General features: G+C 70.0%; 22 protein-coding genes. 10 read left to right on the top strand and 12 right to left on the bottom strand.

The annotated features are described in order from the left end of the window. Positions 1-85 precede the first annotated feature (85 nt). Positions 86-1081 (bottom strand): LacI family DNA-binding transcriptional regulator, encoded by a 996-nt coding sequence (locus ACFOX0_RS10305; RefSeq protein ID WP_377544252.1) that lies wholly within the window; start codon positions 1079-1081, stop codon positions 86-88. 327 nt (positions 1082-1408) lie between these two features. On the opposite strand from ACFOX0_RS10305, the gene ACFOX0_RS10300 reads away from it, so the two are divergent. Together ACFOX0_RS10300 and ACFOX0_RS10295 are read left to right on the top strand one after the other, a co-directional pair. After that, entirely contained in the window at positions 1409-4459 is a 3051-nt protein-coding gene (locus ACFOX0_RS10300; RefSeq protein WP_377544015.1) for a glycoside hydrolase family 2 TIM barrel-domain containing protein, read from the top strand. 61 nt (positions 4460-4520) lie between these two features. Next, positions 4521-6002 carry an alpha-L-fucosidase gene (locus ACFOX0_RS10295; RefSeq protein WP_377544013.1) on the top strand — a complete coding sequence of 494 codons (1482 nt, stop codon included), beginning with the start codon at positions 4521-4523 and terminating at the stop codon, positions 6000-6002. A gap of 231 nt (positions 6003-6233) precedes the next feature. Here the strand turns inward: ACFOX0_RS10295 and ACFOX0_RS10290 are convergent, their stop codons facing one another. Beyond that, positions 6234-8222: a beta-galactosidase gene (locus ACFOX0_RS10290; RefSeq protein ID WP_377544010.1), complete on the bottom strand. Its 1989-nt coding sequence runs from the start codon at positions 8220-8222 to the stop codon at positions 6234-6236. Continuing rightward, complete coding sequence (locus ACFOX0_RS10285; RefSeq protein ID WP_377544008.1) at positions 8219-11092, bottom strand: glycoside hydrolase family 3 C-terminal domain-containing protein; 2874 nt, start codon at positions 11090-11092, stop codon at positions 8219-8221. The genes ACFOX0_RS10290 and ACFOX0_RS10285 overlap by 4 nt, the downstream gene beginning before the upstream one ends. A gap of 452 nt (positions 11093-11544) precedes the next feature. Between ACFOX0_RS10285 and ACFOX0_RS10280 the strand changes: the two genes are divergently transcribed. The 3 genes from ACFOX0_RS10280 to ACFOX0_RS10270 all read left to right on the top strand — a co-directional run bounded on the left by ACFOX0_RS10280 (position 11545) and on the right by ACFOX0_RS10270 (position 15277). Further along, a complete protein-coding gene (locus ACFOX0_RS10280) occupies positions 11545-13239 on the top strand; it encodes a hypothetical protein (protein ID WP_377544006.1) in 1695 nt (564 codons plus the stop codon). Positions 13240-13310: 71 nt separating this feature from the next. Next, entirely contained in the window at positions 13311-14333 is a 1023-nt protein-coding gene (locus ACFOX0_RS10275) for an ABC transporter permease (RefSeq protein WP_377544003.1), read from the top strand. Beyond that, positions 14330-15277, top strand: a complete 948-nt coding sequence (locus ACFOX0_RS10270; protein WP_377544001.1) for a carbohydrate ABC transporter permease — start codon at positions 14330-14332, stop codon at positions 15275-15277. The genes ACFOX0_RS10275 and ACFOX0_RS10270 overlap by 4 nt, the downstream gene beginning before the upstream one ends. Before the next feature lie 39 nt (positions 15278-15316). Here the strand turns inward: ACFOX0_RS10270 and ACFOX0_RS10265 are convergent, their stop codons facing one another. Further along, a complete protein-coding gene (locus ACFOX0_RS10265) occupies positions 15317-15910 on the bottom strand; it encodes a nucleotidyltransferase family protein (protein ID WP_377543999.1) in 594 nt (197 codons plus the stop codon). Between the two features lie 336 nt (positions 15911-16246). Continuing rightward, a complete protein-coding gene (locus tag ACFOX0_RS10260) occupies positions 16247-16453 on the bottom strand; it encodes a hypothetical protein (RefSeq protein ID WP_377543997.1) in 207 nt (68 codons plus the stop codon). 52 nt (positions 16454-16505) lie between these two features. Here ACFOX0_RS10260 and ACFOX0_RS10255 point away from each other — a divergent pair, with 52 nt between their 5' ends. Continuing rightward, positions 16506-16643, top strand: coding sequence for a hypothetical protein (locus tag ACFOX0_RS10255; protein ID WP_377543995.1), 138 nt, complete (start codon positions 16506-16508; stop codon positions 16641-16643). A 110-nt stretch (positions 16644-16753) separates the two neighbouring features. On the opposite strand, the gene ACFOX0_RS10250 is transcribed toward ACFOX0_RS10255, so the two are convergent. Beyond that, positions 16754-16963, bottom strand: a complete 210-nt coding sequence (locus tag ACFOX0_RS10250) for a DUF397 domain-containing protein (protein ID WP_377543993.1) — start codon at positions 16961-16963, stop codon at positions 16754-16756. A gap of 7 nt (positions 16964-16970) precedes the next feature. Beyond that, positions 16971-17816: a helix-turn-helix domain-containing protein gene (locus ACFOX0_RS10245; protein ID WP_377543991.1), complete on the bottom strand. Its 846-nt coding sequence runs from the start codon at positions 17814-17816 to the stop codon at positions 16971-16973. Positions 17817-17928: 112 nt separating this feature from the next. Here ACFOX0_RS10245 and ACFOX0_RS10240 point away from each other — a divergent pair, with 112 nt between their 5' ends. The 4 genes from ACFOX0_RS10240 (at position 17929) to ACFOX0_RS10225 (ending at position 21533) form a co-directional block, all read left to right on the top strand. Beyond that, positions 17929-18315 carry a hypothetical protein gene (locus ACFOX0_RS10240; protein WP_377543989.1) on the top strand — a complete coding sequence of 129 codons (387 nt, stop codon included), beginning with the start codon at positions 17929-17931 and terminating at the stop codon, positions 18313-18315. 737 nt (positions 18316-19052) lie between these two features. Next, positions 19053-19415, top strand: coding sequence for a hypothetical protein (locus ACFOX0_RS10235; RefSeq protein WP_377543987.1), 363 nt, complete (start codon positions 19053-19055; stop codon positions 19413-19415). Between the two features lie 55 nt (positions 19416-19470). Continuing rightward, positions 19471-20895, top strand: a complete 1425-nt coding sequence (locus ACFOX0_RS10230; protein WP_377543985.1) for an AAA family ATPase — start codon at positions 19471-19473, stop codon at positions 20893-20895. Then, positions 20892-21533: a hypothetical protein gene (locus tag ACFOX0_RS10225; protein WP_377543982.1), complete on the top strand. Its 642-nt coding sequence runs from the start codon at positions 20892-20894 to the stop codon at positions 21531-21533. Before ACFOX0_RS10230 ends, ACFOX0_RS10225 begins: the two co-directional genes overlap by 4 nt. Before the next feature lie 70 nt (positions 21534-21603). Here ACFOX0_RS10225 and ACFOX0_RS10220 read toward each other — a convergent pair whose 3' ends face one another. The 5 genes from ACFOX0_RS10220 to ACFOX0_RS10200 form a co-directional block, all read right to left on the bottom strand. Continuing rightward, the gene (locus tag ACFOX0_RS10220) at positions 21604-23316 is read right to left on the bottom strand and encodes a bifunctional 3'-5' exonuclease/DNA polymerase (protein ID WP_377544250.1); all 1713 of its coding nucleotides are present in this window, start codon (positions 23314-23316) and stop codon (positions 21604-21606) included. A gap of 66 nt (positions 23317-23382) precedes the next feature. Further along, a complete protein-coding gene (locus tag ACFOX0_RS10215) occupies positions 23383-23646 on the bottom strand; it encodes a hypothetical protein (RefSeq protein WP_377543980.1) in 264 nt (87 codons plus the stop codon). A gap of 93 nt (positions 23647-23739) precedes the next feature. Then, positions 23740-24111, bottom strand: coding sequence for a PIN domain-containing protein (locus ACFOX0_RS10210; RefSeq protein WP_377543978.1), 372 nt, complete (start codon positions 24109-24111; stop codon positions 23740-23742). Positions 24112-24145: 34 nt separating this feature from the next. Beyond that, entirely contained in the window at positions 24146-25054 is a 909-nt protein-coding gene (locus ACFOX0_RS10205) for a hypothetical protein (RefSeq protein ID WP_377543976.1), read from the bottom strand. A gap of 111 nt (positions 25055-25165) precedes the next feature. Next, positions 25166-26182 (bottom strand): methyltransferase, encoded by a 1017-nt coding sequence (locus tag ACFOX0_RS10200; protein WP_377543973.1) that lies wholly within the window; start codon positions 26180-26182, stop codon positions 25166-25168. Between the last annotated feature and the right edge of the window lie 36 nt (positions 26183-26218).

Below are 26218 nucleotides of genomic sequence, written 5' to 3'. Positions count from 1 at the left end.
CCAGGTTCTAGCCCCGATAGTTTCGGCGGAGCTTAGCCAGCGGCGTGACCTTGGTCAATGCACCGGCGGTCGGCCCGAACGCCGCTCAGCTCGACGGCGGCGCGGTACTCTCGCGCACCGTCAGACTGGTTGCCAACTCCATCCCGAGCTGCGGCAACTCCTCACCCCGGCTCAGTGCCAGGGCCAGTTCGGTGGCCGCTACGGCCATTTCGGTCAGCGGCTGGTGGACGGTGGTCATCGGCGGATCCACCCAGGCCACGACCGGCAGGTCGTCGAATCCCACCACGCTCAGATCGTCCGGTATCCGCAGTCCGGCCTCGCGTGCGGCCTGGTAGACACCGAGAGCCTGGAGGTCGTTCGCGGCGAAGATGGCGGTGGGCCGATCGGCACCGCTCAGCAGGACCCGCGCCGCGGCGTAGCCGTCCTCCCGGGTCAGTGCCGCGGAGACGACCAGGTCGGAGGTCACCTCCAGACCGGCGGCCCGCATCGCCGTCTCGTATCCGGCGAGCCGCGCACGGCAGCACAGGACCTCGTCCGGCCCACCGATCATCGCGATCCGCCGATGTCCCAACTCGATCAGATGTCGGGTGGCGGCCCGGCCACCGCGCCAGTTGGTCGCGCCCACGAACGGGACGTCGTCCGGCAACTCGGTCGTCGGATCGAACACGACGAATGGAATGCCCTTGACCCGCAGCTGCTCGCGCTCCTCCGCCGACAACTGGGCCACCGACAACACGCACTGCGGTCGACGATCGAGGGTGTCGCCCATGGCCTGGGCAGGGGTGTCGTGCAGTCCGAACTCGGAGATCATGACCCCGACGCGGTTCTTGCGGGCCACTCGCTCGACGCCGCGGATGATCTCCACCGCCCACATGCTCTCCAGCTCGTCGAACACGAGTTCCACGATGTTGCTGCGATTCGGAGGCTTGGCGTACCCGTATTTGTTGATCAACGCCTCGACCCGGGCCCGGGTGTCACTCGATACCCCGGACCTCCCGTTGAGCACCTTTGACACGGTCGGAACCGAGACACCGGCCGACTCCGCGATGTACGCGATGGTGACCGGAGCCTGGTTGTCCACCGGCCCGCCGCGTCCGCCCCCCGGCGCTCCAGCTCGGCTCTTCGCCACAGTCACCCGACCTCACCTCGTTGTCGACCGGCCCCGCGGCGGCTACGAATGCCGACCGAAGCAGGGCCGGGCGGCGTCAACCGGCCGGTCATCCGCCCGCGTCAGCCATTCTGACATCCCCACCGACCGACCGAGGCCGCCCCGTACTCGACCCGATTCGGCCGGGTGTCGACATCGGGCGAGCCGCAACGGCACCGGGCCCTCCGCGCCCTTCACGTCCCCGTTGATCGATAGTACGGTCGGCTACGAAAGTTTCTCCGCGGCCCGAGGGAGAGCCTGGTGTCCACTCGTTACTTCGAGGACTTCTCACCCGGTTACGGATTCGCCGCGCCACGCGCGGCCTTCGCCTCGGATGCCGCCCGGCTCGACCTGAACGGCGACTGGGCCTTCCGGTTCTCGCCGACGGGGCTGCCGGAGTCGGACGGATTCGAACTGCCAAACTTCGACGACGCCGGCTGGGACCGGCTCCCGGTGCCCTCGCACTGGCAGTTGCACGGGTACGGCCGGCCCGCCTACCTGAACATCGCGTACCCCATTCCGGTGGATCCGCCGTTCGTGCCGGACGAGAATCCGACCGGGGACTACCGCCGCGTCTTCGAGTTGTCCGCGTCGTGGGCGGGCGCACCCGCGGCGGTGCGCTTCGAGGGGGTGGACTCCTGCGCGCGGGTCTGGCTCAACGGCATCGAGCTGGGGGTGAGTCGGGGCAGTCGGCTGCCGGTGGAGTACGACGTCACCGCTGCGCTGCGCCCGGGCCGCAACGTGTTGGCGGTTCGGGTACACCAGTACTCGTCCGGGACCTACCTGGAAGATCAGGACACCTGGCGGATGTCGGGCATCTTCCGCGACGTGACGCTGCTGGCCCGTCCGGCCGGCGGAATCCACGACGTGTTCGTGCACGCCGACTACGACGCCGTGTCGACCGGCGGCCGGTTGCGGGTCGAGGTGGCGGCGGACACGCCGGTGCGGGTCAGCATTCCCCGGCTGGGAGTCGTCGACGCGCCGGTCGAGCAGGAGTTCACCTTCGACTCGGTGCGGCCCTGGAGCGCGGAGGACCCGTTCCGGTACGAGGCGGTGCTGGCCACCGACAGTGAGCGGGTACGGGTGCAGATCGGGTTCCGCACGGTCGCCATCGACGCGGCCGGGGTGCTGACGGTCAACGGTCGACGGGTGTTGCTACGCGGCGTGAACCGGCACGAGTTCGACCCCGAGCACGGGCGGGCGGTCGGTCGCGAGACCATGCGCCGCGACGTGGAGCTGATGAAGCAGCACAACATCAACGCCGTGCGCACCTCGCACTATCCGCCCCACCCGTGGTTCCTCGAACTGTGCGACGAACTGGGCCTCTGGGTCGTGCTCGAATGCGACCTGGAGACCCACGGGTTCGAGTACGTCGACCGGCGACCCTGGGAGCGCAACCCCTCCGACGACCCACGGTGGCAGGCCGCGTACCTGGACCGGATCCGGCGAACCGTGGAGCGCGACAAGAACCACCCCAGCGTTATCATCTGGTCGCTGGGCAACGAGGCGGGGGACGGGCAGAACCTCGAGGCGATGGCGGCGTGGCTCCGCCGGCGCGATCCGTCCAGGCCGATCCACTACGAGGGCGATCGCCTCGGCCGGTACACGGATGTCTACGGGGAGATGTACCGCACACCGGCCAGCGTCAAGCGGATCGGGCAGGGCCGCCTGCGGCCGGGTGAGACCTTCTACCCCGCCGACGCCGGTGCCGGTGAACCCGCGGACGAGCCGCGCAACCGCATGCCGTTCCTCTTCACCGAGTTCGCGCACGCGATGGGCAACGGACCGGGCGGACTGACCGAGTACCTGGAACTGTGCGACCGGTACCCACGCCTGCAGGGCGGTTTCGTCTGGGAGTGGATCGACCAGGGCCTGCGCACCACCGACGCACGCGGCCGCGAGTTCTTCGGATACGGCGGGGACTTCGGGGAGGAGTTGCACGACGGCAACTTCATCTGCGACGGCCTGGTCCTGCCGGATCGGACTCCCTCACCCGGGCTGGCGGAATACCGGAAGGTCATCGAGCCGGTACGCATCGGCGCCGGCACAAAACCCGGGACGGTGTCGATCGAGAACCGTTACGACTTCCTGGACCTGGCCCATCTGCGGCTCACCTGGTCGCTGAGCCAGGACGGAACGCGGATCGCCGACGGCGTGCTCGCGACCCCCGAGCTTGCCGCCGGTGAACGCACCGAGGTCCCGGTGCCGCTGCCCGTGGCGATGCCTCGCGGGACCGGCGAACGTTGGCTGGGCGTACGCGCCGAACTGGCCGAGGGAACCGGGTGGGCGCCCCGGGGGCACCGGGTGGCCTGGGGACAGATCCGGTTGGACGCCGAAGCGAGCGCGCCCACTCGCGTCCGGCTCGTCGGCCCGCCCGCCACCGCCACGCTCGCCGGCGGGCAGATCGCTCTCGGCCCCGCCCGGTTCGACCGGCACACCGGGGCACTGGTCAGCCTCGGCGGCCATCCGCTGCGCGGCCCACGGTTGGCGCTGTGGCGCGCACCGACCGACAACGACCGCGCCGGGGCGCAGCGCGACGCGGAGTACTGGCAGGCGCGCGGCCTGCACCGGCTGCGCGACCGCACCGTGTCCCTCGACCTGGCCGGTGAGGGGTTGTCCGTGGTGGTACGCAGCGCCGCCGCCGCCTCCGGGTGCGGCTACCTGACCACCTACCGGTGGGACGGCGACGAGCGACGGGTACGCGTGCGGGTCCGGACCGAGCCGGTGGGGCACTGGCCCGAGCGGGGCGACGTGTTCGGCGAGGCGATGGTGGACCCCGACCTGTCGCCGCAGAGGTACGCCGAACTCGTCCGTCGGGACAAGGCCCCCTCGCTGGGCCGGATCGGACTGCGCTGGCTGGTGCCCGCCGACTGGTCCCGGGTCAGCTGGTTCGGTGCCGGACCGGGCGAGGCATATCCCGACTCCCGGCGGGCGGCGTGGACGGACCGGTTCGAGACCACGGTCGATCGGTTGCAGACCCCGTACGTGCGTCCGCAGGAGAACGGCAACCGCGCCGACGTGCGCTGGGCGGAGTTGACCGACGCGGCCGGCTCGGGTCTGCGGGTCGAGGGCGAGCCCGTGTTCAACCTCGCCGCACGTCGGTGGGATGACCACCAGCTCGCCGCCGCGCGCCACCAGATCGACCTGGTCGCCGGGCCTTCCATCCACCTGTACACCGATCATGCCGTCCAGGGCCTCGGAACCGCGGCCGTCGGGCCGGGCGTCCTGCCGCAGCACCGCCTGGAGGTCAGGGCCGCCGAGTTCAGCCTGGTCCTCGCTCCCCTGTCGGCACTCCGGGACGGCACCCGCTGACCCTGGTCGCGGTCCGGCCGGCGCGGCCGAGCCCGCGGACGGACACCAATCGGAGGTGGCGATGTCCCAACCGAAGCCCCACGTCGGACCCGATCGCGTGCTGTCCTACACCCCGGACTGGTCGTCGGTCGACCAGCACGTGGCGGCACCGGAGTGGTTCCAGGACGCCAAGTTCGGCATCTACCACCACTGGGGTGTGTTCAGCGTTCCCGCGTTCAACAACGAGTGGTACCCGCGTGAGATGTACATCCCGGGAAGTCCGGTCAACCTCCACCACATCGAGAACTACGGCGACCCCGCGGCGTGGCCCTACCACCGCTTCATCGAGGGTGGCCAGGACCGGGCGGGACGCCACGTGCGGTTCGCACCGAGGCTGGCGTCGGCCGGTGGCGCATTCGACCCGGACGAGTGGGCGCGGCTGTTCGTGGCGTCCGGTGCGCGGTTCGCCGGGCCGGTCGCGGAGCATCACGACGGCTACTCCATGTGGGACAGCCGGGTCAACGAGTGGAACTCGACGGCCACGGGTCCGCGTCTGAACCTCCTGGAACTGTTCACCCGGGCCTACCGGGAACAGGGGCTGAAGGTCCTGGTGGCCATGCATCACGCGTACCACTTCACCGGCTTCTTCGACCATGTGCCGGCGCAGCCCACGGCCACGCTGCGCAAGCTCTACGGTCAGTTGGGCAGCGCGGCGGAGAACCGGCTGTGGCTGGACAAGCTCAAGGAGGTCATCGACCTCGCCCGGCCGGACATCATCTACCAGGACGTCAACCTGGACCAGGTGGACGAGGCGACGGGCCTCGAGTTCCTGGCCCACTACTACAACCGCGCCCTCGAGTGGGGTACGGACGTCGTGGCGACCTACAAGGACGGCTTCAACAACAAGGGCGAGGTCTACGACTACGAACGTGGTGGGCCCGCCGAACTGACCCATCCGTACTGGCTCACCGACGACATCCTCAGCACGTCGACCTGGTGCTACACGAACGACATCAGCTACCACTCGCTCGACCAGATCCTCCACTCCCTCGTCGACCGGGTCAGCAAGAACGGCAACCTGCTGCTCAACGTCGGCCCGACGGCCGAGGGGGTGATTCCTGACGAACAGCGCGCCCTGCTGCTGGGCATCGGGGACTACCTCGGCCGGTTCGGCGAGTCGATCTACGCCACTCGGGCCTGGACCGTCCACGGCGAGGGACCGACCGTCATGGGCGGTGGAGCGTTCACCCCGCCGGTGGCCGGCAACGAACAGGACATCCGGTTCACCCGCAACAAGGACAACACCGTGTTGTACGCGACGGTGCTGGCCTGGCCGCACGGAACGCTCACCCTCACCACGTTCGCGACCGGCCGGATCGATCTCGGTTCACTGCGCGCGATCCAGTTGATCGGCCCGGAAGCCGGCCAGTACCTCGCCCTCGACGGTTGTCGCCAGGACGAGGCCGGCCTGCACGTCGTGCTCCCGTCCAGGGCCCCGTTCCCCGCGCCGGCCTACGTCCTGCGTCTGCTGTTCTCCGGACCGATCCCGGCACTGCGCCCGTAGTCCACGACCCGGCGGACGGCGGGAACGCGGGCCTGCGGCAGCTTGACCCGTGCCGGACGCCTTGCTAGTTTCCAGAGAAAATATCGGGCAACGTCCACGAAACTTTCGAGCCGACGAGTTGTGCCAACCGTCCAAGAACGAGCGATTCACCGGGGTGCCCGGGCAGGTGCGCGAGAAGGAGCGTCTCGCACACCTGCCCGCACGTCGCGGATCGCGAATTGGCGAGGGTGCCTATGGGAAGACCTGTACGGGTTCACGGACCACGGCGACAGCGCCCGGTTCCAGGACCAGTGCGCCGCTGACCCACCTGTCGGTCAGCAGCTCGTGTCCGGTCGCGGCCACCTCCGCCACGGCGCTGCCGTGGTTGAACACGAACAGCCACGACCGGCCGTCCTCGGCGTAGCGCCGTACCGCCTCCACGTCCTCCGGTGCGCCGGGAAGCTCGGGCTCGATGCCGGCGCTGGCGAGCACCCGCCGTACCAGCCCGGCGGCCGAGTCCTCCGACAGGCTGGTGGAGACGTACCAGCCGGTACCCACGCCGTGGCGACGGCGGGTGATCGCCGGTTTGCCGTCGAGGACGCCACCACGATAGGTGACGAGCACCTCCGCCTCGTGGCAGGTGAGGTCCTCGCTCCACAACCGACCGGTACCACCGTCGGCGAGCGGCACGGTCCGCCCGGGCTCGATCGGGTGGAACTCCTCGACCCGGACGCCGAGCGCCGCCATGAGACCGCCGGGGAAACCACCGAGCCAGGCGTGGTGGCGCTCGTCGACGACCCCCGAGCAGCAGCCGACCACGAGATGACCGCCGGCCTCGACATAGCGGGCGAGTGATTCGGCCGCCGCGCGGGACAACAGGTAGAGGCTGGGCGCGAACACGACCACGTAACGGGCCAGGTCGTCGTCGATGCGCGCGAAGTCGGTGAGCACACCGGCCCGCCACAGCGCGCGGTGCGTGTCGCGCAGTGCCGGCACGTACCGCAGGTGCGACGACGGCGTGACGGGAAGCTCAAGTGCCCAGCGGGCGTCGGCGTCCCAGAGGATCGCCACCCGGGCGCGCGGCGCGCTGCCGACGATCTCGCCCAGTCGGGCGAGGGTCGACCCGAGCGCGGTCACCTCCCGGAACACGCGCGTGTCCGGACCGGCGTGCGGCACCATCGCGGCGTGGTGCAGCTCCGAGCCCGCGCGGCTGGCCCGCCACTGGAAGACCAGCACCGAGTCGGATCCGCGCGCCAGGTACGCCAGACTGTCGCGCAACAGCCGGCCAGGTTCCTTGGCCACCACCAGGTCGCCGGCCGGCCGGATCGTGCTGGTGGCCTGCTCCATGAGCAGCCACGGCCGACCGCCGTTGAAGGAACGCGCGCGGTCGGCGCCGAAGGCCACATCGACGCTGCCCGGCACGCCGGTCGCGTTCAGGTAGTGGTCGATCGCGACCACGTCGACCTGCTCGCCCCACCGCCAGAAATCCAGCATCTGATAGTCGTCCGGAAGCATGAAGTTCGTCGTGACCGGCGTGTGGGGGGTGTGTGCGCGCAGGATGTCGCGCTGTTCCACGAACGCGGCCAGCAGTTCGTCCGACCAGAAGCGGGAGAAGTCGAGCGCCTGCGTCGGGTTGGGCAGGTAGGCCGTGTCGCGCGGTGGCACCACCTGTTCCCAGTCGGTGTACCCCTGGCTCCAGAATCTGGTGTACCAGGCCTGGTTCAGGGCGTCGAGGTCGCCGTACCGCCCGCGGAGCCACCGCCGGAACGCCACCGCCGCGCGATCGCAGTAGCACGCCGAACCATACTCGTTGTGCACGTGCCACAGGACGACCGCCGGATGGTCGGCGTACCGTTCGCCCAACGCGGCGGCCACCCGGCCGGCCGCCTCCCGGTACGCCGGGGACGCCGCGCAATAGGTGTCCCGGCTACCGTGCCACAGCCGGGTGCCCTGCCTCGTCACCGGCATCGCCTCGGGATGCGCGACGGTGAACCACGGCGGTGGGGACGCGGTCGGCGTCGCGAGGATCACCCGGACACCGTTGGCGTGCAGCCGGTCGAGCGTACGGTCCAGCCACCCGAACTCGAAACGACCCTCGGTCGGCTCGATGCTCGACCACGCGAAGACGCCCACGGTCGCGGTGTTGACCCGGGCCTGGCGCATCAGCGCGTCGTCCTCGGCCCACACCTCGTCGGGCCACTGCTCGGGGTTGTAGTCGCCGCCGTACCACAAGCCGGTCACGACACGTCCAGCCGAAACGAATCGAGCCGCTGCTCCCCGGCGAGCACCAGGTACAGGTCGTAGGTTCCGGCGGGCGCGTCGACGCCCCCGCTGACCGTCGTCCAGGTGTATTGCCCACCGGTGCGACCGACCCGCAGCCGTCCCAGGACGGCGCCACCGACGGGATCGTCCCGCCGTACGGTGATGGTGGCCTCGCCCGGCTCCAGGCGGCCGACGCGCGCCGTCATCCGCAGCGCGGCCCGGTCGAGGTGGACCGCGCGGAATCGGAGCCACCCCGCGCCGGAGCCGGTAACGGCCACCGCGTCGCCCGACTCGCGGCTCGTGTCGACCAGCGCCACCCGTTCGTAGTCGTCGAAGTCGACGGCGCGTACGTCGATCCCCAGGATGTCGCGGCCGCCGGTCGGTTCACCGGGCACCAGCAGGCGGGCGCGCACCTGCGGTGCCGCGCTGGACCGGCCCACCATCAGCTCGTACTCTCCCGGCTCGACCCGGTGCCGACCCACGGCCACGTCCCAGTACGCCAGCGCGGACACGGGGAAGGTGAGTTCGACCCGGCGGCTGCGTCCGGCGGCCAGCTCGACGCGCGCGAAGGCCTGTAGCTGGCGGGAGGGGCGAACGACGGATGGATCGACCGGCCGGCTGTAGAGCTGGACGACCTCGGTCCCGTCCCGCTTCCCGGTGTTGCCGACCTCCAGCGTCACCGCCACCGTCGCGCCGTCCAGCACCACCTGCGGCGGGCCGTAGTCGAACGTGGTGTAGGTCAGCCCGTGACCGAACGGGTAGAGCGGCTCGCCCTCGAAATACAGATAGCTGCGTCTTGCCTTGATGATGTCGTACTCGAGCAGGTCAGGCAGGTCCTCGTCGCTCCGGTACCAGGTCTGCGGCAGCCGGCCTGTCGGCGCGTACCGACCGAGCAGCACGTCGGCGAGCGCGTCGCCGGTCTCCTGGCCGGCGTGGCTGGTCCAGAGGATCGCCGGGACGAGGTCGTCGGGGAACGCGTACGGGTAGCTGCTCATGACGACGAGCACGGTGCGTGGCTGCGCCGCGCCGACCACGCGCACGAGTTCCTCCTGCGCGGGCGGCAGGGCGACGGTGTCCCGGTCCAGGGTCTCCCGGGCGATGATGTGCGGGTCGTTGCCGACCACCACGACCGCCACGTCCGCGTCCCGCGCGAGTTCACGGGCGTGCGCGAGGCCGGGACGCACCATCCGCAGGCTGAACTGCTCGGCGTCCTGCGGCCGCCGCGCGGTGGCGACGAGTTCGTCGGTCTCGGCGTCGACGACCACGTACGTACCCAGCTGCGCGTGCCGCAGCACGGTCGTGCCCGCCGGCTGATCGATGAGATTAAAGGTTTCCCGGACGAACCAACCCGTCGGTTGGAGCTGCTCGGCGGTCAGCCGGTCCGCTCGCGTCCGCGGCGCGGGGGCGCCCGCCGCGAGGTCGTCGTCGGTCGGGTCGGTCTTGACGGTCACGTACCGACCGGTGGTCACGCTCCGGAGCGTGCTGAGGCCCTGCCCCCAGTCGAGCCGGTCGAACGGCTCGCCGTCCGGGCCGGGAGCGCAGGTGAGGGACCCGTCGGCGGCCAACCGGACCGGCCGCCCGGTGCCGCGGACCACCAGCACCACCCGGTCGGCCGCGTTCGTGCTCACCACCTCGCCGCCGTCCGGTGCGAGGGCTCGTCGCAGCCCGTCCGCGACCGTCGCCCGGTAGGGCATAGTGCCGCTGTACGCGTCGGCGCGCAGCTCCTCGGCGAACGGCCCGAGAACCGCGACGCGCAACCCGGTGCCCGTCGACAGGGGCAGCAGGTCACCCGAGTTCTTGAGCAGCACGATCTGCTCGCGGGCCGCCCGTCGGGCGAGCGCCCGGTGTTCCGGGAGGTTGAGCGCGGTTTCGGAGATGGCGGCGTAGGGATCGACGTCGGGGTCGAACTCCCCGGTACGGATCCGCAGCGCGAGGACGCGGGCCACCGCCCGGTCGATGTCCTCCTGACTGATCAGGGCACGTTCGAGCGCCCCGCCGAGGCGGGCCACGGTGACCGACGAGTCGGTGCCGTGGTCGGTGAAGCTGTCGACCCCGGCGCGCAGCGCCGCGGCGTGACCGGTTTCGTGATCGTCGTAGTAGTGCTCGGAGTCGACCAGGTTGCTCGGCGCCGACGCGTCACTGACCACCAGCAGGTCCCGCTCGGCCAGGGCCCGAAGCTCGCCGTTCAGGTACGGGCTCAGGTGGGCCGGGCGCCCGTTGACCAGGTTGTACGCGGGCATGACGGCGTCGACGACACCGGCGGCGATCGGCTGCGTGAACACCGGCAGGTCGTACTCGCGCAGCACCCGCGGACGCACCGTCGAGGACGTCACGTCACGCCCGGTCTCGTTGTTGTAGGCGAGAAAGTGCTTGAGGGTCGGCGCGGTACGCACATAGTACGGATGATCACCGCGCAGGCCCCGACAGTAGGCGATCGCGATCCGGGCCGTGAGCAGCACGTCCTCGGAGTATCCCTCCTCGTTGCGGCCCCAGCGCGGGTCGCGGAGCAGGTTCACCACCGGCGCCCACACGTTCAAACTCACCATCGGATCCTTCGCGTGCAGCGCGCGTACCTCGATGGCCGACACCCGACCGACGGCCTCGACCAGCTCCGGGTTCCAGCTCGCACCGAGGCCGACGGCCTGCGGAAAGACGGTGGCCTCGCCGAGCCAGGCGACGCCGTGCAGCGCCTCCGTCCCGGTGCGGAACTCGGCGAGGCCGAGCCGCGGCACCGCCGGCGCGTACTGGTGCAGCAGGGCCACCTTCTCCTGCCGCGTCAGGCGGGCGAGAAGATCCTCGACCCGTCGCGGGACGGGCAGGGTGGGGTCGCGGAAGGGATGCCGGGTCATGGCACGCTCCTATCGAGCATCTGAGTGGGCCGGCCGGTAGCGGCGTACTGCGGATGATCCGCCAAGCATCGAAGCGTTTCGACAAACTGGCATGACCGCTGGGCGCTGTCAAGACGGCCGGCGCGGCGGCACCGGCCGCCCCCCACGTCGCGGGAACGTCGCCCGCCGCCTTCTCCGGCAGCCTGTTGCACGAGGACATCCGCTGTCGTATCGTCTCGGGCAATCGAAGCGCTTCGACGAAGGCTGTCCGGCCGCGCTCCCGGCCGCACCTGCTGTTCCGCGTCGACCCGTCGCCCTCGTGTGCCGTCGCCCGACCACGGCTCCCCCCAGTTGTCGCGGCAATGCCCCAGGTATCCCGTCACGCGCATCCGCCCCACCGCGCCGGGCTTCCACGTCGGGTCCGACGCCGCGCACCGACCCAGATCACCGTCTCGACCAGAAAGGCCACCCTCATGGGAATCGGCGACACAGCGTTCACCCGCAGGAGGCTGCTGCGCGACACCGCGCTCGGCCTGGGCGCCGCAGCGCTGGCCACACCGTTGATCTCCGCCTGCGGCGACAGCAAGGGCGGTCGCGGGGGCGTCAGTTCGAACGGACTGAAGGCGGTACTGCCCCACTACGTGCCACTACAGGGTGGTGTGAAGCCCGACATCCCCAGTGTCGCGGGCGCGAACGGCACCCTGACCGATCCGGGCTACCTGAGCTACCCGACGGAGCTGGTCAAAACCGTGGCCCAGCCGCCCGGATCGGGCGGCACCTACCAGGCCATCACCCCGCTGTGGGGGGCCATCCCGCCAGCGGGCAACGCGTACTACAAGGCGGTGAACAAGGCCCTCGGCGCCAACCTCGTGGTGAGCCCCGCCAACGGCGCCACCTACGACAAGACGATCCCGACGCTGGCCGCCGGTGACAAGCTGCCGGACTGGATCCAGCTACCGGCCTGGTGGAACTCCACGTTCAACACGGGCGGCCTCACCGAAACCCGGTTCGCCGATCTCACGCCGTATCTCTCGGGCGCCAACATCCGCAAGTACCCGAACCTCGCCGCGATCCCCACCGGCGGCTGGGAATCCGGGGCGTGGAACGGCAAGCTCTACGGCATTCCGTCGTTCACCACGGCACAGTCGTTCGGTGGCACCCTCTTCTACCGCAAGGACGTCCTCCAGGATCGGGGCATCAACCCGGACGACATCAAGACCGCGGACGACCTGTTCCACCTCGGCGCCGAACTGACCGCGGCGAAGGCGAACGTCTGGGCCTTCGACGTGCTCTGGCTGGCGATCCAGCAGATCTTCAACGTGCCTTCCCCCAACGGCTTCATCGTCGACGGCGGCAAGCTGCGCAGTGCGTACGAGTCGCCACAGATCATTGTCGCGCTCGAGTACGCGTACAAGCTCGCCAAGTCCGGCTACGTCCACCCGGATGCCCTGGCGAACGACACGAGCAACGAAACCCAGCGCTTCTACAGTGGCAAGGAACTGGTGCAGGCCGGCGGCACCGGCGGCTGGAACGTGATGGACGCCCAGCAGGGTCAGGCGGCCAACCCCAGGTACACGCGCGACGCGTTCAAGCTCTTCTCCTTCGACGGCTCGACACCGACCATCCTGCTCGGCTCCCCGACCCGGCAGCTCAGCTACCTGAACAAGCGGCTGTCCAAGGAACAGATCGAGGAGTGCCTGCGGATCGCCGACTTCCTCGCGGCTCCCTTCGGGTCCGCGGAGTACACGCTGATCAACTACGGCGTCGAGGGCGTGGACTGGACCAGGGGTGCGCACGGGCCGAGCTACACGCCCACCGGCCAGAAGGAGGCCAACCAGGTCACCTACGGCTTCCTCTGCGCACCGCAGAGCGCGGTGGTCAACCCAGGCTACGAGAGCGTCACCCGCGCCTTCTGCGAGTGGTCGGCCGACGCGGTCAAGCGCGCCGTCAAGCCGGTGTTCTGGAACATGAACATCACGGTGCCCAACCGCTTCGCCAGCGCGCTGTCGGCCCAGCAGATCACCGACACCATCGTGCAGGTCACCCACGGCACGAAGACGGTGAGCGACTTCCAGACCGCGGTCAAGTCCTGGAAATCCGCCGGGGGCGACGCGATGGTCGCGTGGCATCAGACCGAGGTCCTCGACAAGTACGGCACCGGCCAGTAACGACGAACCGGTCCTCGTCCCGGGGCCTACCAACTCCAGGACGAGGACCGAACGGTGGAGAGGAGGACCCGGTGGCGACCATCACCACAGGTGGCCCGGTCGGACCCGACAGCCTGCAACCGGTCCCGGTGGACAAGGGCCGATCGAGGACCGGGCGACGCCGACGGGCCAGAAAGCCGAGCCTGAGCTGGCGCGTCCGGCTGCACCGCGACAAGAGCCTGATCATCATGACGCTGCCGGCGATGCTGCTGATCATCGCCTTCAACTACCTGCCCATGTTCGGCACGGTCACGGCGTTCCAGTACTACGACTACATCGCCGGCGTCATGCACAGCCCCTGGGCGGGGGTGGAGAACTTCCGGCAACTGTTCGTCGACCCTGCCTTCTGGCACGCGTTCGAGAACACCCTGGTGCTCAGCTTCGTCCAGCTGGTGCTGTTCTTCCCGATTCCGATCGCGCTGGCCATCATGCTCAACTCGGTGCTCAGCTCCAAGGCCCGCTCGTTCGTCCAGGCGGTGGTCTACCTGCCGCACTTCTTCTCCTGGGTGCTGGTCATCACGCTGTTCCAGCAGATGCTCGGCGGCGCCGGGGTGCTCAACCATTTCCTGGCCACGCAGGACATGTCGCCCTGGAACATCATGGCCGACCCGGATACGTTCAAGTACCTGGTCACGGCCCAGGCGGTCTGGAAGGAAGCCGGCTGGGGCATCATCGTCTTCCTCGCGGCCATCGCCGCGATCGATCCGGAGCTGTACGAGGCTGCCGCAGCCGACGGCGCCGGCCGCTGGCGCCGGATGTGGCACATCACGCTTCCCGGGATGAGCGGCGTCGTCGTGCTGATGCTGGTGCTGCGCCTGGGCAACGCCCTGAGCGTCGGGTTCGAGCAGTTCCTCATCCAGCGTTTCGCGGTCGGCTCGGACGCGTCCGAGGTTCTCGACACCTACGCGTACTACTACGGCGTCGTGGCCAACAACTTCGGTCTCGGCGCGGCAGCGGGCCTCTTCAAGGGGGTCGTCTCGCTCATCCTCATCTTCGCGGCGAACAAGCTGGCCCACCTCCTCGGCGAAGACGGCCTGTACAGGAGCAGCAAATGACCATCCCACCCCCCGTCCGGGCCCGCACCGCGACCACCGGACGCCGTCCGAGACGACCGGTGTGGGAGGAGAAGCCCACCCTCATCGGCCAACTCGGAAAGGCGCTGAGCCTGGCCGTCATCCTCGCCCTCATCCTCTTCCCGCTGTACTGCGTGGTGATCACCAGCTTCTCCACCCAGGGTTCGATCAACATCGCGGGAGGCATCGTGATCGTGCCGCACGGCCTCACCCTCGACGCGTACCGCGCGATGCTCAGCGGCGAGGTCGTCACCCGCGCGCTGGTCATTGCCCTGCTGATCACCCTCGTCGGCACCGCGGTCTCGATGGTCGTGTCCGTGCTCTGCGCGTACGGGTTGTCCCGGCAGGGCTCCCTCGGTCACCGGACCATTCTGTTGACGTTCATCGCCACCATGTTCTTCAGCGGCGGCCTGATTCCGACCTTCATCGTGGTGGCGAACGTCTTCCACGGCTACGACCAGTACTGGGCGCTGATCCTGCCCGGCGCCGTGTCGGTGTTCAACATCCTGATCATCAGGGCCTTCTACATGAACACGGCGCGCGACCTGATCGACGCGGCCAGAATCGACGGTGCCGGCGACTGGCGGATCCTGGTATCGGTGGTGCTGCCCACCTCCAAGGCGGTGAGCGCGGTGATGGCCCTGTTCTACGGGGTCGGATACTGGAACAGTTGGTTCAACGTCATGCTCTACATGCCTGCGGACAGCCAGAAGTGGCCTATCCAGTACGTGCTCTACCAGTACGTCAACCAGGGCGCGAGCATGCCGGGCGTGGCTGCCCACGAGGTGGCCGGCCACTCCAAACCGGCGCCGCTGTCGCTGCAGATGGCCGTGGTCGTCCTGACGCTGGTGCCGGTCGTGATCGTCTACCCGTTCGTGCAGAAGCACTTCGCCAAGGGCGCCCTGACCGGCGCGATAAAGGGCTGACGGCTCGGGCGTCCCGGTTGCGCCGCCGATCCGTCCGGGTCAGCCGCCGAGCCGCTGGGTCGGGACGCTGAGTCCCCAGAGCGCCATCAGTTCGGGCGAGTCGACCCGGCTGCCGTCGGCGACCGTGTCGCAGGAGATGTCGACGATCTCGTCCTTGTGCGCCAGCAGGTAGGGCCGGGCACCGACGTCCGCGTTGGCCAGGGTGGCGATGCCGGCCCAGTGCCGGCGGCCGAACAGCATCGGGTAGCCGCGCAACCCGTTGTAGGTCGCGCAGACCAGCACGTCCGGGTAGGGCAGCGCGGCGACCCGGTGGATCGCCGCCGCGGTCAGGCCGGGCATGTCCACCGGTACGACCAGCACCGCCTCGACGGTGTCGTCGGCCAGCGCGTCCAGGCCCATCCGCATCGACGAGCCGATCCCGGTGCCCCAGGAGGCGTTCACCACCACCCGGGCGCCGGACAGGTCGGCCTGTTCACGTACCTGGTCGGCGCCGGCACCGAGGACCAGGACCACCGGGTCGCAACCGGCGCCCGCGACGGTCCGCAGCATCTCGGTGACCAGCGGAGTCTCCCCGTGCCGCAGCAGCGCCTCCGGCCCGCCGATGCGTCGCCCGCCACCCGCCGCGATGATCATGCCGGCGACCCGCCTCAGTGGGATCGCCCCCGTCGTACCATCGGTCGGCACGGCAGCGGGGGCGGGCCGCTCGGCGAGCGCGTCGACCGCGGAGGTCCGCCGTGTGGTCGCGGAGCCCGCCGTCTGGTTGGCGCCGCGCGAGCGGCGCGCCGTGACCTTCGATGTCGCGGCCTTCGATGTCGCCGCCTTGGCGGTGGCAGCCTTGGGCGTCGTAGCCTTTGATCGCACACCGAACCCAACGATCCGCCCCGCCCCGAGTGTCGGCCAAAACGGGCTATTCTGGACGCCGGATCGGCTATCCGACGCGACCTGCCCGGCGACGTCGCCGCCGGTACGTCAACGCGCCTCTGGACCGCACATCTTCCAGTCACCGTCCGGTCGCCCCACGGGGAGGCTCACCGCACGGGTCGAACCGTTCGGGTAGCCGATCTCGGCGATCACATTTCGCAGGGTCGGTGCCTCGCCCGCGGCCCGGATCTCGGGCTCGTCCCGGAAGTCCTGGCGGTAGAGGTAGTGGGCGCCGACCCTACGGATCTCCGGCAACCCCGGAGCACCGGCCGGGTCCGTGACGTGCCCACCATCCGTTGAACAGGCCGTGCGCAACCTGGTGGCCCGCCTCCTGCGGGACGAGCGCGCCCGGTACCTCACGGTCGGCGCCGTCACGTCGGGGATCTTCTACGGCATCTTCCTGGCGCTGTGGCTCGTCGCCGGTGACCGCCGGCCTGCTCACTGAGCACCTTCGCGGCCCGGTCCCACAGCCCGTTCACGTTGCCGACCAGCCCGAAGCCGCTGGTCAGGACACCGGGCACCGGCACTGACAATAGGCCGTCCCTGCCCCTTGGCCTAGACGCGGTCGAGAGCGCTCGACCCCAGCGTCACCAAGAACTTGGACCATGCGCGCTTGGGCAAGACCAAGGCGGGACCTGCCGGGTCCTTCGAGTCGCGGATCGCCATCCCGCTCATTAACTCGGCCACCTCAACGCAGTTGGAGTTGGAGCCACTGCGACTGGACTTGCGCCACGCCAGATCGGTCGTCGAGTCGCGCGTGGTCACAACAGCCTCACTCTCGGTCGAACGTCCTGACAATCTGAGCGATGAGCTTCACCGACTCGGTCGGGCTCGATGCTACGGCGTCCAGCTTATCGATCTCCTGACGGAAGTATGAGACCTGCTCAGGCTCCTCCAAGAACAGGCCGGAGATCTTGTGTTCGAGGTGAACGATGGACTGGTTGCGTCGAAAGTCCAAAATGGCAAACGGGCCGTCCAGCCCGGTGTAGCCACCTACCGCCAACGGGATGACCTGGACCGTGACGGTAGGCCGATCGGCGGCGTCCAGCAGGTGCCGTAGCTGGCGGGCCATCACCCAAGGACCACCCAGAACCCTCCGCAGCGCCCCCTCGTCGATGATCACGCGCAGCTCAGGAGGCTCCTCACGGGCGAGGATCGCCTGCCGCCCAAGGCGTGCCCTCACCCTGCTCTGCGCATCTTCGTCATTGACACCGCACGCCTGCATCACGGCTCGTGTGTAATCCGCAGTTTGGAGCAGGCCAGGCACAAGCAGGGGCTCGAAGTTGAACACCCCAGTCGCTTCCGCTTCCAACTGGATCAAGGTCCGGGACTCCACCGGTAGACCAGGAAGCACCTCCCACCAGCCCGGTTCGGAGCGCTCTGACATCGCCAGCAGCCGCTCGCGTTCGTCACCCACCACCTCGTAGACCACCAGCAACGCAGCGACATCCTCGATCCGGATGCCCTGTCGGCCGGTCTCGATCCTCGACAGCTTCGACGGCGGCCAGCCAAGCCGGTCGGCCACACCCCGCACGCTGAGGCCCAACGCTTGGCGCAATGCCTTTAACTCCCCAGCAAGTCCGCGTACGGCGATCGTCGGTCGACTCCGACTTGGCATCACAACTCCTCGCATCGACCATGCTTGACACAGGCGGGCACCACTGCCATTGTCGAGGCAACGTTGCCCTCACATCAGCTACAGCACTCACGGAGATGGTGCCATTATGTTGATGACAGTCAAGCCGTACGACCCGGCGGACAGTCCCGGTCCGATCCCATCGGTGGTGGAACGGTTCCGGCCACGGCGTACCGAAGAGGATACGAGCACTGGTGCAGCGGCCGAGATCGAGCGCTACACGGTGGTGCTCGTTCCGCCGGAGACTGCGGAGGCAATCGGCCTCCTGCGGGACGACCCTGGCCTGAAGCTCTACCTCGACAACGATTGGGACTGCGACCTCGCCAGCTTGGACGAGGCCGCCAGACTGATCAAGCAAGAGTGCGATGTCGCGGTGACGCTGGTTGAGCACCACGCCGACCTCACCTACTGGACCGCGCGTCTCCGCGACCCTGCCGATGTGTCGTGTGAGAGACCTCGGTCAAGCTATGCGTCGATCTGATTCCGCTGCCCCTACCCCGACTACCGGCAGCGCCACCGCCGATGAAGAAAGGGCTGCCCTCGCCGGGCCGCCGAGGAGACCGCCGCCCACTACACCCGGCCCAACCTGCCCACCCCGCCTACCACACCGACCGCCCTGGCGATCACCGCCGCGACCGGTGCCATGGACGACCTGCGGGACGCCGCCCTGGCCGTCCAGGCCGCCGCCGACCGGGCTGCCGCCGACCGGGCTGCCGCGCTCGCCGTCGCCGTCCGGCTGCGCCTCACGGTGGCCGAAGACCGGCTGCGCCGTACCGGAACGCCCGCCGCAGTGGTCGCGGCCCGGCGGTGGGGCGCGGCGATCGCCCGCCTCGACCTGGTCGCCGCGCGGCTCGCCGTCGGCGGCGTGGCCCTGGACCGGTACGCGGCGGTGATCGCCGCGCCCGGCCCGACGCCCCCGCCGCCCGTGCCGGCCGCCGCGCACGTCCGGGCCGCGGCGCCACCGGCGCCCGTGGTCCGCCGCCGGGCCGACCTCGCCCCGGGCGCCGCCGTCGCGGGCCGGCTGGTCGCCCGGTGCCGCCGCACCGCCCCACCCGCTGGACCCGGATACGACACGAGCTGCGCAAGGAGACACGATGGTGAACGACCCGAAGGCTGCCCTGCGGGACCTGCTCGACGGACACGTCCGCGGCTACGACCGCCGGCTGCGGCACTTCTCCGAGCCGGGACTGGCAGCGCTACGGCGACCTGCTGTCCGGGGTGTTCCTGCTCGCCGTGCGGCGCCGCTTCCGGGCCGGCCAGGATCGGGCGCCGATCACCCGGTTCGTCGCCACCGTCCGGGAACGCTACGACCACACCGGCCACGACCTTGACCCGGCCACCGCCGAACGGCTCATCTGGGCGGCGCTCGGCGAGGCCGAACCGTCGCCGGTGGTCGGACCGGCGGTGGCGGCGCAGACCCTGCTGGTGCTCGGCCTGCTGGAGGACGAAGGCATGCCCCGGTCGGAGCTGGACGACTTTCTCACCGCCGCCGAGAACCTGGCCCGACGACAACCGGCCGTGCCCGCCGCCGGGTTGGTTCCGGATCCCGCCGACGAACCAGTCCCGGACCCGGCGCCGTGAGCCCTGTCGGGCAAGCCATGCGTGGGGCCGGAGCCCTCAAGGCTAAGCTGCGGACATGCTGACGCGGCTGGAGGTGCAGGGCTTCAAGAACCTGGTGGACGTGGCGATCGATTTCGGACCCTTCACCTGCATCGCCGGTGCGAACGGCATGGGCAAGTCCAACGTCTTCGACGCCATCGAGTTTCTCTCCTACCTGGCGGCCGAGCCGCTCGTCGAAGCGTCACAGCGGGTCCGGGGGGCGTCCGGCATGCGGGGCGGTGACCCGAGGGACCTGTTCTGGGACGGTTACCGCGACCACGAGCACCGGATCAAGCTCGCGGCCGAGATGATCGTGCCAACCCAGGTGGAGGACGACCTGGGCGCCCCGGCGAAGCCGACCACCACCTTCCTTCGCTACGAGGTCACCCTCGGCTTCGAGCGACCGGTCAATGCCAGCAGCCTGGGCAGGCTGAGCCTGCTCGGCGAGGAACTCCGGCACATCCGGCGGGGCGAGGCGGCACACCATCTCCGGTTCGGGCACAGCGCCGGGAGATTCCGCGGCACGGTGATCTCCGGTGACCGTCGCTCGGCTTTTCTCTCGACGGAGCATCGTGAGGGTGGCACGGTTATCAACGTCCATCCCGACGGTGAAAGTCTCGGCAGGCCACACGCCCGAGCCGCAGGTCGGGCCGGCCGCACCGTGCTGAGCACCGTCACCACCAACGATTACCCGACCATCCTCGCCGCGCGGCGCGAGATGCAAAGCTGGCGACGACTGGCACTGGAACCGACGGCGCTGCGCACGCCCGACGGCCTCGGCGACCCCCGCACGCTGGGCACCGACGGCCGGCACCTAGCCGCCGCGCTGTACCGGATAGCGCACGGCTCCACCAGTGACGGGACGGATGTCGACCCGGAGGCGGTCTACGCGAGGGTGGCGGGCAGACTCGCGGACCTGTCCGGCGTGGGCGTCGAAGGGCTCACCGTCGAACTGGACCCGGTCCGCGAGGTCTTCACACTCCTGCTCGAAGAAAAGGGCGACCTGCGACTGCCGGCCAGGGCGCTCTCCGAAGGGACTCTCCGGTTCCTGGCTCTCTGTGTGCTTCTGGAGGACCCGACGTTCACGGGCCTGATCGCGATGGAGGAGCCGGAGAACGGCATCCATCCGGCCAACCTGCCCGCCATGGTGGAGTTGGTGCGGGACCTGGCGGTGAACCCCTACGAGGCGCCCGATGACGACAACCCGTTCCGGCAGGTCATCGTTAACACCCATTCCCCCGGGGTCGTGCAGCTCTGCAAGGGCGACGACCTGTTGCTCGCTGAGGTCCGGGCACGCCGGACCACCGACGGCGGGATCGCCCGTGCCCTCTCGCTGCTGCCGTTCCGAGGGTCCTGGCGGGCAAAGTCCGGAGAGCCCACCTTCTCCGAGGCGGACGTGGTCGCCTTTCTCGCCGCCCCGCCTGGAGCACAGCTACGCCTGCCGCTGGATATGGTCGGATGACCGCCCGTACGTACAGTGGCCTGTTCGTCTCGGAAGGCACCTCGGACCTGCCTTTGGCGGATCTGATCGAGGCGCTTTTCCTGGACCGGGGAGTCAACCTCTTCCTCAGCCGCCCGGACTTCGTTCTGCTCCCTCGGGTGGCCCGCGACGTGCGGTCCAAAATCCACGCTGGCCTACGCCTCACCGGGCCGGTGGACGTCGTGGTGGTGCACCGGGACGCCGACAATGCCGGTGCCGAAGAGCGACGCCGGGAGATCACCGAAGCGGCTTCGGCCGTGGCCGGAGACAGCAGTTGCCTGCCGGTGATCCCGGTACGGATGACCGAGGCTTGGCTACTACTCGACGAAGGGCTGATCCGACAGGTGGCGGGCAACCCGCGTGGCCGCGGTGACCTCCAGTTGCCCCGGCCGCACGAGGTGGAGTCCCGCGCCGACCCGAAACACGTCTTGCAGCAGTGCCTGCTGCGGGCCGCCGACGTGACCGGCCGAAAACGGGAAAGCCTCCGCAAGCGTTTCCCCCAGCACCGCCGCCAACTGCTGGAACGGCTCGACCGGTTCGGCTCGGTGACCACACTGACCAGTTGGAAACAACTGACGACCGAGATCGACGCCGTCACGAACAGGTGGAGTGAGGAATAGTGCGGTCACCGGGGCGGGCGAGCCCGCGCCCAGCATCCGAGGTTCGACGATCCGTGCACTTTGGCTCGTGTCACTTCGCGTCGGCGTAGCACTCGACGGCGGCGATATCGAGCGGGAAGCGTACCGGCGTATCGCCGAAGAGCAGTCGGGTCGCCGTCGCCCCGGCCGCCACCACCGCCTCGGTCACCGCGTCGGCCTGCTCCGCCGGGCAGTGCACCAGCACCTCGTCGTGCTGGAAGAAGACCAACTCGGCGGGGGTCCCGGCGAGGCCGCCGCGGAGCACCGCGAGCAGCGTCGCCGCCCACTCGGCGGCGGTCGCCTGGATGACGAAGTTGCGGGTGAACCGGCCGCGGGCCCGGGCCGCCGCCCGGGCCCGCGGTCCGAACGGGTCACCGTCGCCGGCCGCCTCCACCTCGGCCGGTTCGCCGTCCGGGTCGCGCAGGCCGACCGAGCCGGCCGGGCTCGTCCGGCCCAGCCAGGACCGCACCAGGCCACCCGCCTCCCCGGTACGGGCAGCCGCCTCCACGTACTCGAAGGCGGTCGGATAGCTGCGGCGCAGGACGGCGAGGGCCGGGATCGCCGAGCCCCCGGTCTGGCCGTACATGGCGCCGAGCAGGGCCACCTTGGCCTTGGCCCGGTCTCCGGCGAAGGAGTCGGCGGCCAGGGCCGCGTAGAGGTCACCGGCGGCGCCGGCGGCGGCGAACCGGGCGTCGCCCGACATCGCGGCCAGCACCCGGGGTTCCAACTGACCGGCGTCGGCCACCACCAGCCGCCAGCCCGGGTCGGCCACGGCGGCGCGGCGGATCACCTTGGGGATCTGCAACGCTCCCCCGCCCCGGGTGGCCCACCGGCCGGAGACCACGCCGGACGGGACGTACTCCGGGCGGAACCGCCCGTCGTGGACCCAGGCGTCCAGCCAGTTCCAGCCGTGCGCGGTCCAGATCCGGTAGAGCTCCTTGTACTCCAACAGCAGCGGCGCGGCCGGGTGGTCCACCCCGCGCAGCACCCAGGCCCGGGTGTTGGGCAGGTCCACCCCGACCTTGGCGAAGGCCCGCAGCACCTCGGCCGGGGAGTCGGCGTGCACCTGCCGTACGCCGAAGGCCTCGGCGATCCGGGCGGACAGCTCACCCAACCGGCGCGGCGGCCCGCCCACCGGGGACGGCTCGCCGAGCAACTCCACCAGCAGTGCCCGGTGGACGTCGGCCCGCCAGGGCAGACCGACCGCGCCCAGCTCCACGGCGATCAGCGCGCCGGCCGACTCGGCCGCCACCAGCAGCCGGAACCGGCGGTCGATGGCCTCGATCCGGCGCTGCTGGTCGGCGTACACCCGGGCCAGTTCGGTCAGGCCGAGGTCCGGGGCGGGCGGGGACATGTCGAACAGCGTGTCCTGCCGGTGACCGGGCGGTGCGGCGGTCCGGGCCGGCGGATCGGGTGGGACCGGGCCGCCGGTGAGCCGGCCCCAGGCTGCCGCGAGCGCCCGCGGTTCGCCCCATCGGCCGGCGTGGGCCAGCAGCAGTCCCTCGGTCATCTCGACGTCGTGGCAGCGGTCGATCCGGACCCCGGCCCGGTGCAGCGCGGGGTAGATCTCTGCGGTCGAGGCCCACAGCCAGCGGGGGCGGTCCGCGATCTCCCGGTCCCGGACGGCGGCGACCAGGTCGGTGACCCGTTCGGCCGGGCCGGCCGGCGCGCCGCCGGGCCGCAGGGGCCGCAACTCGCCCCCGCCGCCCTCTTCCGCCCGCACCGCCACCAGCACGCCGACGATTCTGCCCGCCGACACCGACAGGTTCTCAGCTTCGGTCAGGCCGCTCCGGCGTCACCCCGCGGGCACGCCCTGGCCCGGCGTCGTCCCTTATTCCAAGATCTCGTCGATGGAGCCGGCGGTGATGGCGCGCCGGATCCAGGTCTCGAGTTGCTCGGGGTCGGTGCACTCGGTGATCCGCTTTCGCGCCGGGTCGGGCACCGCGATGCCCCGGGTCGCGAGCACCGTCAGCAGCGCGGCGGCCTCCCCTTCCGCTTTGCCCTCCGCTTTGCCTTCCGCCTTGCCTTCGGTCTTGCCCTGGTGGAAGTAGCGGCGGGCAAAGTCGCTCTGGTATTCGTAGGTCGCGCTGGTCATCAGAGCCTCCAGGTACTGCCGGGCCGCCTTCGGGAGTGCGGCGAGCACGACACGCTTACTTCTGCGTCGCGGGGGACCCGGTGAATCGGCGAATCAGGCGGATCGACAGTCGATGATGGCAAGGCCAGGAAAGCCCTCGAAGTGCCGACGGTTCAACGTCAACAGCGGCGCGTCGTGGTAGATGGCGGTGGCGCAGATCCACAGGTCGTTGGTCTGCGCCACTTGGCCCAAGGCGTGACCGGCGGACTGGGCCTGCGCCTTGAGCCGGCCCCACAGCCGGGCCAAATCCTGATCGTAGGGAGCTATCACATAACGCCGCACGGCCTCCTCCAAGGCCAAGACGCGGCGGTCGCCCCACCGCGCCTTTGCGGCACCATAGTGCAGCTCGGCGACCGTCGCGAAGCTGAGGACGGGGATCGCACCCACCGGTTGCTGCGCGATGTGGTCATCCGTTCCTTGCCACACGACAAAAAAGCATCGGTGTCGACAAGAATCCGCTTCACGCGTCTTCGTCCTCACCCCTGGCCGAACGCAGTGCCGCCAGGAAATCGTCCATCTCACCTACCGGCAGGCCCCGCAGCTCGTCGATCGAACGAACTGGTCCCACACCCTGCGCCCGGGCCAGGTCAGCCAAGCTCTTCGGCGTCACGCTGTCGATTCTTCGAAGGCTGGAGAGGTGCAGGATATGGATGGTCGCGCCGTTTGGCTCAAGCTCGGCGACGCCCTCCGCCATCACCACCTCGTCCATCGCGTCAAGCACCGCATCCCGCAGATCGGAGTCGAAGTCGCACAGAATGCTGCCGGCGTACGTATCGATGCGGCAGCGCAGGGTCGCAGGCGAAAAATCACCCATGTGGAGCCGTCCGACCACGGTCGATTCCTGGGCGATTTTTTCGAACGACGTTCGGCGGACCGCCCGCTGCAGCGCCTCATCGATCACGAACCTCGCCCGATCCTTCTGCCAGAGTTCCACCCGGGTGACATTCCTGGCACTTATGCCTCCGGTCAGGCTTCTGAGTTGGTTGAGCACCTGGGGACCGAAGTAGGGCGGGAGGACGTCCGGTCGTTCCCGAAGGCTGTTCGTGCCCTCCTCGAGAGCCGTCAGCGCCTGGTCCAACAGCCCTTCGTCGAGAGACAACTGTCCGGTCCGAGCGATGTCCAGCACAGCCGAGCCGGCCCGGAAGCCCACGAAGTCGAGCCGTACCGCGTCGACTATCTCGCGGGGTCTCCTTCCAGGACCGGCGGCCTTGCCGGCAATCCCCAGGGCCAGCAGTTCCAGGGCTGCCTGCAGCCCACTGGTCAGGCGGGACAACTCCGCGAGTGGAAGGCGGCCGCCCTCGGTGGCCGGTCCGACCGCCCGAAGCGTCAGGTCGACAATGGGCGAATCGTCACTCACCATCATCACCACCCTGACGCTGCGTCACCGCTGACCTCGAACAGACTACGCGTTCGGGGACTGGTTCGAGGCACCGCACTCGCCGTGTGAGCGGGCGGGATTTCCAGACCGAGCCGAATCCTCCTAGACGGCGGGGCGGCAGTCGAGGATGACGAGGCCGGACGCGGTCGTGCGGACGTCGGTGGTGGTCAGCCCGGCAGCCGCCACGAGCGCCCGGTAGTCCTCGACGGTGCGCTCCCGCCCGCCGGCGATGACCAGCATCCGCAGGCTCATCTCGGCGAACATGGCCGGGTCGTCGCCAGCGGTGCCGTGTGACTCGACGACGACCACCCGGCCGGTGTCGCCGGCGGCCTCCGCGCAGCGGCGCAGGATCGCGACGGCCGACTCGTCGTCCCAGTCGTGGATCACGGCGCTGAGCAGGTAGACGTCACCACCCGGGGGCAGCGGGTCGAAGAAGCTCTGCCCGGCGAACTCGCACCGCCCGGCCAGCCCGCGCTCGGCCAGGAACTCCCGGCCCCGGGCCACGGTGTCGGGCAGGTCGACCAGGGTGGCCCGGATCTCGGGATCGGCCCGCAGCACCTCGGCCAGCAGCGCGCCGGTCCCGCCGCCGACGTCGAGGACGTGACGCACCCCCGACCAGTCGTACGCGGCGGCGGCCGCGGTCCGCGAGGAGCCCGCCATCATCGCGTCGAACGAGGCGGCCAGGGCCGGGTTGGCGCTGAGATAGTCCCAGTAGGGTGCGCCGAAAGCCTTTTCCCAGGCGGGTCGGCCGGTGCGGACGGTGTGCATCAGCTCGGTGAACACCAGGTCCATCCGGCCGCCGAACCCGTCCAGGTCGAACGCCGCCCGCATGCCGGCCGGGTGGTCCGACCGGAGCAGGTCGGCCGTCTCGGTGGTGGTGAACCGACCCGGCGACGGCTCGGTGAACACCCCGTGGCAGGTGAGGTGACGCAGCACCCGGCCGAGCGCGTCGGCGTCGGTGCCGGTCCGTTCGGCCAGCTCGTCGACGTGCTCGACGCCCTCGGCGATCAGGTCGGGCAGCCGCAGGGTGGCGGCCACCCGGACCGCCATCGGGGTCACCAGGTCCGTGATCGGGAGCAGCCGCTGCCAGGCCGATGCCTCGGTCTCGTTCGCCGTCATGGCGTCAGGCTAACCAGTGCCCCCGACAACGAACGG

This window comes from Micromonospora zhanjiangensis (assembly GCF_042650605.1).
Taxonomy (GTDB): domain Bacteria; phylum Actinomycetota; class Actinomycetes; order Mycobacteriales; family Micromonosporaceae; genus Micromonospora_J; species Micromonospora_J zhanjiangensis.
This window is presented reverse-complemented; position numbering and strand designations above follow the sequence as displayed.